Source organism: Chloroflexus sp. MS-G (genome assembly GCF_000735195.1).
Taxonomy (GTDB): Bacteria; Chloroflexota; Chloroflexia; order Chloroflexales; family Chloroflexaceae; genus Chloroflexus.
On sequence record NZ_JPIM01000251.1, the window covers coordinates 1 to 611 of the forward strand.

At 55.5% G+C, this 611-nt stretch carries 1 protein-coding gene; it reads right to left on the minus strand.

Going from position 1 to position 611, the window contains the following annotated elements:
* Positions 1-394: 394 nt before the first annotated feature.
* On the minus strand, positions 395-611 hold a 217-nt coding region (locus JE47_RS0120235; protein ID WP_031461468.1), incomplete at its 5' end, for a GDP-mannose 4,6-dehydratase.

Consider the following 611-nt stretch of genomic DNA (forward strand, 5'->3'; position numbering starts at 1 on the left):
TAAGGTCTGAAAATGTTTTCTGCTTTCTCATTTTACCGCATTTGACGCTTCCCATATAGGAGCGGTGAAGGAAGTTTCAGCACTGATCGCTCATATTACCCGCCAGGAGACGTACCAGCAACCTTGTCATTGCCCCAACTTATCCGCCGTCCTCTCCGAGTGAGAGAACGGCTAACGGGGGAACGGTGAGGAGGGTAACGCCGGCCAACATCACGCCCGCCTATCTCAAAAGCCTGATCAAAAGCTCGGATTTCTCATCGGGCACGTACCATGCCTGTGCAACCATTGCGTGGGAGGTTGCCAACGTTCGTTTGCTCCCGCGCCCCACGTCCCCCCTCCTCCCCCTGTGTGGGAGAGGAAAGGGGGCCAGGGGGAAGGTGAGGGACATACCCACTTACCGGAATAGATCGAGATGTTCCCGGATCCAACCTACCATCCGCTCAATCCCTTCATAGACCGAAACTTTAGGCTGCCAGTCCAACTCCTGCTTCGCCAGAGTAATATCACTAATATACACCGGCTGATCACCGGGCCGCCAGTCGCCGTAACGCACCGTAATCTCGCGTCCAACCAGACGACTCAACACCGGTCCAAACTCAGCCCAGATCGAC